Origin of the sequence: Shewanella sp. SG41-4, from assembly GCF_014164505.1 — a bacterium.
GTDB lineage: Bacteria > Pseudomonadota > Gammaproteobacteria > Enterobacterales > Shewanellaceae > Shewanella.
On record NZ_JACJFI010000756.1, the window covers coordinates 1 to 442 of the forward strand.

General features: G+C 44.1%; 1 protein-coding gene. It reads right to left on the minus strand.

Annotation, left to right across the window (positions count from 1 at the left end; all coding sequences use genetic code 11):
• Positions 1-442, minus strand: a 442-nt coding sequence (locus tag H5202_RS23695; protein ID WP_259397472.1) for a glutamate synthase-related protein, incomplete at both ends; no start/stop codon positions are given.

Sequence of the window (442 nt, forward strand, 5' to 3'; positions counted from 1 at the left end):
TTAAATCGTAATGTAAGAAATGATTGTAGTTTGCGACTCGCGCCGATTTATCTTTTGGATCCAAGCCTTTTTGCAATCGTATATTATGGGTCGTTATACCGGTTGGGCAGGTGTCTTGGTTGCACTGTAGCGATTGAATACAACCTAAAGCAAACATGTTTCCACGAGCGGAAGCAATAAAGTCGGCGCCAGTGGCTAATGCCCATGCCACGTATGACGGCATGATCATTTTACCGGTCGCAATCACTTTAATACGTTGTTTAAAGCCGCGTTCATTCAGTAAATCAACCAGTAACGGTAAACTTTGGCGCAATGGTAAGCCGACATTATCCATTAAGGCTTGTGGGGCTGCGCCAGTACCACCATCGGAACTGTCTAAGGTGAAAAAGTCTGGCGCATATTCAATACCACGACGCTCAATTTCATCTAGAAATTCAGTAAC